This is a genomic window from Thiohalocapsa sp. (genome assembly GCF_019695415.1).
GTDB lineage: Bacteria > Pseudomonadota > Gammaproteobacteria > Chromatiales > Chromatiaceae > Thiohalocapsa.
Map to the genome: position 1 here is coordinate 1 of NZ_JAIFKJ010000237.1, position 8,017 is coordinate 8,017.

Below are 8,017 nucleotides of genomic sequence, written 5' to 3' on the forward strand. Positions count from 1 at the left end.
TGTCGACGGTGGTGCCGAGCGCCTGCGCCGCTTCGGCGAGAATGCCCTCCTGGCTGCCGAAACGCGCTCGGGCATCGCCATCTTCGTGAGCCAGTTCAACAGCCTGCCGGTGGCGCTGCTGGGCGTGTCCGCGGGCGTGGCGGTGGCCACCGGCGGCCTGCTGGACGCGGGCGTGATTCTGGGCGTGGTGATGATCAACGGCGTCATCGGCTTCGTCACCGAGCGCCAGGCGGAGCGCACCATCGAGTCCCTGACCCAGACCGGCGCGCGCAGCGTCAAGGCCCTGCGCGGCGGGGAGACGGTGACGGTGCCGGTGGAGGAGATCGTCCCGGGCGACGTGCTGCTGCTGGCCCCGGGGGATTACATCGCCGCCGACGTCCGGCTGCTGCGGGCGCATCGTCTGAGCGTGGACGAGTCGGCGCTGACGGGCGAGAGCATGCCGGTGAGCAAGGACCAGGACTTCGTCGCCAAGGAGGACACGCCGCTGGGCGATCGGCGCAACATGGCCTACATGGGCACCCATGTGACGGGTGGAAACGGTCGCGGGCTGGTGGTGGCCACGGCGGCGGCGACGGAGCTCGGGCAGATTCAGACCATGGTGGGTGAGGCGGAGTCCCCGGAGACGCCCATGCAGAAGCAGCTCGGGCGCATGGGCACCCAGCTGGCGCTGCTCTCGGGCGGTGTCTGCGCTGGTGTCTTTGCGGTCGGTGTGCTGCGGGGCTATGCCTGGCTGGAGATGCTGAAGGCGTCTGTATCGCTCGCCGTCGCCGCGGTGCCGGAGGGCCTGCCGGCGGTGGCTACCACGACGCTCGCTATGGGCATCAATGACATGCGCGGGCGCAATGTCGCAGTGCGTCATTTGGATGCCGTTGAGACGTTGGGCTCCGTGCAGGTCTTCTGCATGGACAAGACCGGCACGCTCACCATGAACCGCATGGCCGTGGTGGCCGTCTACGGCGGCGGCGAGCGCTACAAGGTGGCCTCGCACGAATTTACCGACGACGACGGCCACGCCGTGGACCCGTTGGCGCGCGAGGAGCTGGTGCGGCTGATGCAGGTGGTATCGCTATGCAGCGAGGCCGAGATCAAGGGCGTGCCCGGCAAGTGGCGCTACGAGGGCTCTCCCACCGAGAATGCGCTGGTGGAGCTGGCGGTGGAGGCGGGCGTCGACGTGCCGGCGCTGCGCGCGGAGCGCCCGCGGCTCAAGACCCGCTACCGCGCCGAGGGCCGGCCGTACATGTCGAGCCTGCATCCGTACAAAGGCGACAAGCATCTGTTGGCGGTGAAGGGCAGCCCGGACGAGGTGCTGGCGCTTTGCACCACCATGCTGCGCGACGGCAAAAAGGTCCGGCTCACCAAGGCGATGCGCGCCGAGATCACGAACGAGAACCAGCGCATGGCGGGGCAGGCCCTGCGCGTGCTCGGCGCCGCCTACCGCGAGCTGGACGAGGGGCAAATGCCGGACAAGACCGGCCAGCTCTGCTGGCTCGGCCTCGCCGGCATGGCGGACCCCATGCGCCCCGGTATGGACAGGCTCATCGCCGAGTATCACCAAGCCGGCATCGAGACCATCATGATCACCGGCGACCAGAGCGCCACGGCCTATGCCATTGGCAAGGAGCTGGGGCTTTCCGGCGACAAGCCCTTGCAGGTACTGGAGTCCAACAAGCTCGAGGAGATGGACCCGGAGCTGCTCGCCGGCTTGGTGCGCAATGTGCACGTCTTCGCGCGGGTGAGCCCGGCACATAAGCTCAAGATCGTCCGTGCGCTGCAGGAGGCGGGCATGGTGGTGGCCATGACCGGCGATGGCATCAACGACGGTCCGGCGCTCAAGGCCGCCGACATCGGGGTCGCCATGGGCGAGAGCGGGACCAACGTCGCCCGCGAGGTCTCGGATGTCGTACTGGAAGACGACAACCTGCACACCATGACCATCGCGGTGGCGCAGGGTCGGACCATCTACAACAATATCCGGAAAATGATCCACTTCATGGTCTCCACCAATCTCACGGAGATCGAGGTGATGCTCGCCGGCGTCATGCTCGGCTGGGGTGAGGCCATGAACCCCATGCAGCTGTTGTGGATCAACCTGGTGACGGACATCTTCCCGGGGCTCGCGCTGGCCATGGAGCCCGCGGAGCCTGACATCATGGACCGCCCGCCGCGGGACCCGGAGGAGCCGATCATCACCCGCGAGGACCTGAGACGCATGGCCTTCGAGTCCGGCACCATCGGCCTCGGCACCGCCGGCGCCTTCATTTACGGCATGCGCAAATACGGCCTTGGACCGGCGCCCAGCACGCTCGCCTTCAACACGCTGGTGATGAACGAGCTGACCCATGCGCTCAGCTCGCGCTCGCGCTACCGCAATGTCTTCGGCGGCGAGAAGCTCGCCCCCAACAAACACCTGACCCGTGCGGTGTTGGGCATGGCGGCGCTGCAGGTGGTGGTGAGCGTCGTCCCCGGCGCGCGCCGGCTGCTCGGCACGGTGCCGCTCGGCTGGATGGACCTGGCCGCCATCGGCGCCGGTGTCATCCTTCCGCTGATTGTCAATGAGGCGACCAAGCCCGCGTATCGTGGGCCAGAGCATGCGGTGGTCCTTGACGCGCCGCCGGAGGAGCGGACGACGTGAGCGCGCGCGAAGTGGATACGTGAAAAGTGCAGAGCGATGGAGTCTCGCCTACGCTCGTGCCGCAGGGGCTCGGCGTCCGTCGGGTCGACGCCAAGGGGGCCCAACGATTGGGCTCATGCGCCGATTCCCTCCGCCCTTTGCCCTCGGCCCTGGCGCAATGAGCCATCGGTAAGTCTCGGACCTTTGCCCCGTAAAGCGGCATCAGGCCACCCGTCAATCGGAGCCCACCCATGAGCGACGACTTCATCTTCACGTCCGAATCCGTCACCACGGGTCACCCGGACAAGCTCTGCGACCAGGTGAGCGACGCCATTGTCGATCACTTTCTGGGGCAGGACCCGAACGCCGGCATCGTCGCCGAGTGCGCCATGGCGAGCGGCGTGCTGTTTATCTCCGCCCACTATGCCTCCAAGGGCGGGCTCGCCATCCCGGACGTGGCGCGGGCGGTGATCCGCAGCGTCGGCTATCCGCGGGAGGTGTTCGACGCCGACGCCTGCACCATCATGACCAGCTTCATGGACCACACCGAGCGGGACTATCACCCGCTCGACCTGGACGCCCTGGACGACGATGCCCTGGGGCGCGTCACCGCCAAGGACCAGGTGACCGTCTTCGGCTACGCCTGCGATCAAACCGAGGCGCTGATGCCGCTGCCGGTCGTCATCGCCCACGCGCTGGCGCGGCGTTTGGACGACCCGGACTTGGAGGCGGATCTGCCCTATTTGCTGCCGGACGCCAAGGTGCAGGTCGGGGTGGAATACCGCGACGGGCGGCCCGTGCGCATACACAGCGTGGCGCTCGAGACCAGCCAGCGTGAGGACGCGGCGCCGGGCCTGGATCGACTTCGCTCGGACCTGATCCACGGCGTCATTACGCCTGTGCTGGCCGAGCAGCCGGTGGCCCCGGACGGCGAGACGCATTACTTCATCAACCCGGAGGGCCCCGTCATCGGCGGTGGACCGGCGGTCCACTCCGGGCTCACGGGGCGCAAGACGGGTATCGACACCTATGGCGAGTATGCGCGCCACAGCGGGGCGGCCCTCAGCGGAAAGGACCCCATGCGCATCGACCGAGTCGGCGCCTATGCCGCCCGCTACGCCGCAAAGAACGCCGTCGCCGCCGGCCTCGCTGGCGAGTGCGAGGTGCAGCTCAGCTACAGTATCGGCTCCGCCGGCCCGGTGAGTCTGCGTGTTCGCACCTTCGGCACCGGCCGCATCGACGACGCCGCAATCGCGCGGCATCTGCAACAGCATTTCGACTTCCGCATCGGCGCTATCGTGCGCGACTTGCGCCTTCGCCATCTGCCCGCCGAGCATCCCGAGGGCTTCTACCGTAAGCTCGCCGCCTATGGCCACATGGGCCGTCATGACATGGATGTACCTTGGGAGCGTACGGATGTCGCCGGACGGCTGGCCGAGTCTGCCGGCTGAGTGTTTTAAGGAGACGTCGATTTGTTGGCCATTCTGGCCAAAAATCGGCCGGAGCCTGGCTCGTTCCCAACAGGGGCGGTTGCCGGGGTCCTTCATTTTTGACGACTTAGAGAAGCGCCGATTTATTGGCGTTTCCCTAACTCCGTGAGCCCAGCCAGGAGCGGGCGCAGCGGCGACCTCGATCTGACTGTCGCGGGCCTCCGTCAATCTCGTTGTGCCGACCATGCCGATCTTCACGCGCATCCTGAGTACCGCCTGCCCCGAGGCGCTCCCCATTGACGCCGATGCTGGGCACCCGGCGTTCAGCATTGGATTCACTGCAGATGGCGAGATCCCCTTCCCGCAGGTGATCCTGCGGGCGGGCGGCAAGGAGACCCTGCTGAACGGCGACGCCATCAAGGTGCAGCAAACCGTGCCCGGCACCTGGGCCTACGAGGCCGAGGTGCCGCCGGGCAGGGTGGCGGGGGAGTTCATCGAGGTCCAGGTGGAGGGTTGCCGCCGGGCGGATATCGCGGGTGCCGGTGGCGGCGATTGGATCAAGGCCTTCTGCCAGATCCGTCTCACTGGGGGCGGTCAAGCTGCCGCTGAGCGTGGCGCCGCGGCGGCGCCGGCGTCGGGCGAGCGTCCCGCGGTGTTCGGCGGTGCCGAAGTGAAGCTCTACTTCGGCATCCACAAGCACATGCACCAGCCCTACTACAACACCACGGACCCCGACGCCTGGGACGGAGAGAAGGACGGGACCTTAGGCTCCAGCGGCGGCAACTCCACCGACTTCGGGCACGCGGCGGCGCAGCAATACATCAAAGGCGACCTGCCCGAAGCGGGGCTGTGCACCAGCTGGAGCGGCTCGCTCCTCGGGCAGAGGAGACGCGGGGGCGATCGTGGGCGCTGCGGCGGGCGCTTCGCGAGCTGGAGCCAGGCGCTGCGTCGCATGGCCGTGGCCAAGACGGCCCTCGGGAACCCGCGCCTCGCCTTCTCCGGGCTCGGTTTTTTCCACCCGTTGATGCCGCTCATCCCTTACCGGGACATCGTCCGACAGATCGCCTGGCACCGGGACGCCATCGAGAGCGCCTTCGGCGTGCAGCCGTCGCGGGTGCTGTTTCCGCCGGAGACGGCCTTCCATGTGCGCATGATCCCGGCCCTGAATGAGGCCGGCATTCAGGCGGTGATCTACGACTCCATTCACCGGTTCCGGGCTTGTCGCGACTATCCGTATGCCGGCACGGAAGAGGGCATGCTGCCGCCAAACCCCGCCGACCAAGTGAACCCACCGGTGGACGACTGGCTGCAGCTGCGCAACATCTGGGCAGCGTCGAAGATCTCGCCGTCGCTGCTGAAGCCGGAGTACGTCGGCTACGAGGACGCGGACGGTCGGCTGCACAAGATCATCGCCATCCCGGCTGAGCGCTATATCGGCAACGAGGATGCTCGCGGCGGCTTCGGTGCCCTGCAGTACCCGGACGTGCTGGGCCAGCTCTATCGGCGCATCGTCGAGACCGGCGGCTTCGACCCCGAGCATCCGCCCTTCTTCCTGCTCCATTCCGACGGCGACAACCATGGTGGCGGGGCCGACAGCTACTACCATCACAACACCGGCCGGTTGGTGGCGTGGCTGCAGCAGGATCAGCGTTTCGAGCTGACCACGGCAGAGGACTATCTGGAACGCTTCCCACCAGACCCCGCGCAGGTGGCGCACATCGAGCCCGGCGCTTGGGCCGGCGCCGACAACGGCGACCCCCAATTCATGAAGTGGTTCAGCCGTTACGACCAGCCCTACTCACCGGACCTCAATTCCTGGGCCGTGCTCACGGCCTTCCAGAACCTGGTGCATACGCTGGAAGATGCCGAGCCGGAACATCCAGCACTACCCGAGGTGCTGCGGCTCATGCTCACCGCCGAAACCAGCTGTTATTGGTACTGGACGGGGCAGCAGGTGTGGGACCAGCAGGTCACCAACGCCGCCAATCTGGGGCTCGACCTGATCAAGTCGGCCATCGACGCACTGCTCGGCGCCGGTGGTGACCACACCGGGCCAACCATCTTTCCGCCCTGGGTTACGCCGGAGAACCCCGGCGGTAAGCGCTGGGGACAGGGCTGCCTGCTGGATGCGCCGCGTGAGGGCACCGTGCACAGCTTCGTTGCGGACTGCTCGGGCCTCGGGCGCGTGGACCTCATTCTGCGCGCCGCTGGCGGCGTGACCCGCCTGCCCATGCGCAATCACGGCTCCTATCCGACACAGACGGGTGCCAGGGTCACGGCCGACTATGTCACCGCCGAGCTGCCGGCCGGCGCCGGCGACCTGCGCTACTACATCGAAGCTGAAGACCGGCGGGGCAACATCACCCGCGGCACGTTGGAGCGGATCTATCTCGCCTGATCGGCGGAGAAACGCCGGGCCTATCAGGAGGCAAGCCACAGCGCTTCTTCGGTGTACGCACTCGCCGGCCCGCCATGGCGCGTACGCGATGCCGAAGAGGCCAAATCTGCCGTCAGGACCGCCGTAGAGACCGCGGTTGGCAGTGTTGCGGGAGCACCTCACAAAACGGCCCCGCGCTGCGGGGCCAAGGTTGCTTGCTCAAACGGAAGTGAGACAGGTGCTCCGCCCCGCCAAGATGACCTTTGGTGGGCGGCGGCTGGCGGCGCCAGCGCGTGCGTCAAGCCAGGCGGTGCTGGCCCTGCATGTAGCTGTAGACCAGGTTCGAGACCTCCCGCATGGCGTTGCTGCGGTTGGTGATCCAGCGCCCGTAGTAGTTGGTACGGTCCGCTTTCTCGATGATACCGATGAAGGTGTATGGGCGCGGGCGGCCGCGGCGGTCGCGGCACTCGATGATGCCCATGTTGCCGCACAGCATGGCGGTGGAGCCGGTCTTGTCGAAGACGCGCACGTCCGAGGGCATGTTGCTGACACCCCGGGTAATGCGGTCGTGGTTGGGCAGCGACATCAGCTCCAGGACCTCTGAAGCGTACGGCATCTGGCGGTGCCACTGGGCGTATAGGAAGCGGCTGTAGTCCCGGGCCGAGGCCGTGTTGCGATAGGTGCGCCCGTTGGCCGGGATGTATTCGACGATGCTGGTCTGCCGGAACACCTGTGGCGCGTGGCGCTTCAGTACGTACTCCGTGGCCTGCGGACCCATGTTGCCGTTGTAGCGGCTCACCAGCTGCATGAGCTCTGTCGTGGCCGTATTGCTGCTCTTGCGGATCATGTACTCCATGGTATCGCGGACACCAGAGGTGTACTGCAGCCGCCCACCGCTGTCGCGCATGGTGTAAAAGAATGCCTGCGCAACAAACGGCTTCATCATGCTTGCCGCTTGCCGGGGCTGTTCTTCGTTGATGGAGACGAGCTTTTTGCGGCCGGTGAAGTCGTAGACTGACCAGGATGTTTTCTCGTCCCAGCGGATTTTGTTCTCGGCGCGCAGGCGCTTGACCAGCCCGACCACTTGCGCTTGCAGGGGCGGCCGGCCGGCGGCGTCCGCAAGTCCGGGTAGGCCGCAGAGCAGCGCGCCCCCGGCGAGCGTGGACATGCCAAGAAAGCTGCGCCGGTCGAGCAGCGCCGGCGCGTCGTCGTGTGTGATGTGTTCTGTCGGGACCCAAAGGTCCTGCGGAGTTCCGTGCATGCTGGTTACCCCCGAGACCGGCTTGCTCTGAAGATACGCAGCCCGCGCGCATCGCCTGCGGCGGCTAGCATTCCCCCGAATGCATATTGGCAGCGTTAACTGCCCAGGCTGCCTCTCCAGAATAGGTGGGTGCGGCCCGAAAAACAAGGCTCGCTTGGTAAAAAAACAGCAGTGGGTCAGGTAGCTTGGGGATATTCTTAAAGCAGCGGATCAGGGGCGAATCGAGGGCAGCGCTTAGACGAGCGCAACTCCGCTAATCTGGCCGAGACGCTGCTTTGCTGGGCAGGCTTGAGTCCACCTTGGGCACAAGATGGCGCGAGTTCAGTCCTGGTCTTCCG

At 66.6% G+C, this 8,017-nt stretch carries 4 protein-coding genes; 3 read left to right on the top strand and 1 reads right to left on the bottom strand.

What is annotated here, in order from left to right; genetic code table 11:
* The 3 genes from I6U14_RS06765 to I6U14_RS06775 all read left to right on the top strand — a co-directional run.
* A partial coding sequence (locus I6U14_RS06765; protein WP_296897930.1) for an HAD-IC family P-type ATPase occupies window positions 1–2,632 on the top strand: 2,632 nt, incomplete at its 5' end.
* A 230-nt stretch (window positions 2,633–2,862) separates the two neighbouring features.
* Window positions 2,863–4,062, top strand: a complete 1,200-nt coding sequence (metK, locus tag I6U14_RS06770; protein WP_296897932.1) for a methionine adenosyltransferase — start codon at window positions 2,863–2,865, stop codon at window positions 4,060–4,062.
* 223 nt (window positions 4,063–4,285) lie between these two features.
* Window positions 4,286–6,439: a glycosyl hydrolase family 57 gene (locus I6U14_RS06775; protein ID WP_296897934.1), complete on the top strand. Its 2,154-nt coding sequence runs from the start codon at window positions 4,286–4,288 to the stop codon at window positions 6,437–6,439.
* Window positions 6,440–6,716: 277 nt separating this feature from the next.
* Here I6U14_RS06775 and I6U14_RS06780 read toward each other — a convergent pair whose 3' ends face one another.
* A complete protein-coding gene (locus tag I6U14_RS06780) occupies window positions 6,717–7,679 on the bottom strand; it encodes a serine hydrolase (protein WP_296897936.1) in 963 nt (320 codons plus the stop codon).
* Window positions 7,680–8,017 lie beyond the last annotated feature (338 nt).

Bases quoted from the DNA above. Each gene is read 5' to 3' on its own strand.
- I6U14_RS06780 (WP_296897936.1), bottom strand. From the start codon at position 7,679: ATGCACGGAACTCCGCAGGACCTTTGGGTCCCGACAGAACACATCACA.
- I6U14_RS06775 (WP_296897934.1), top strand. From the start codon at position 4,286: ATGCCGATCTTCACGCGCATCCTGAGTACCGCCTGCCCCGAGGCGCTC.
- metK (WP_296897932.1), top strand. From the start codon at position 2,863: ATGAGCGACGACTTCATCTTCACGTCCGAATCCGTCACCACGGGTCAC.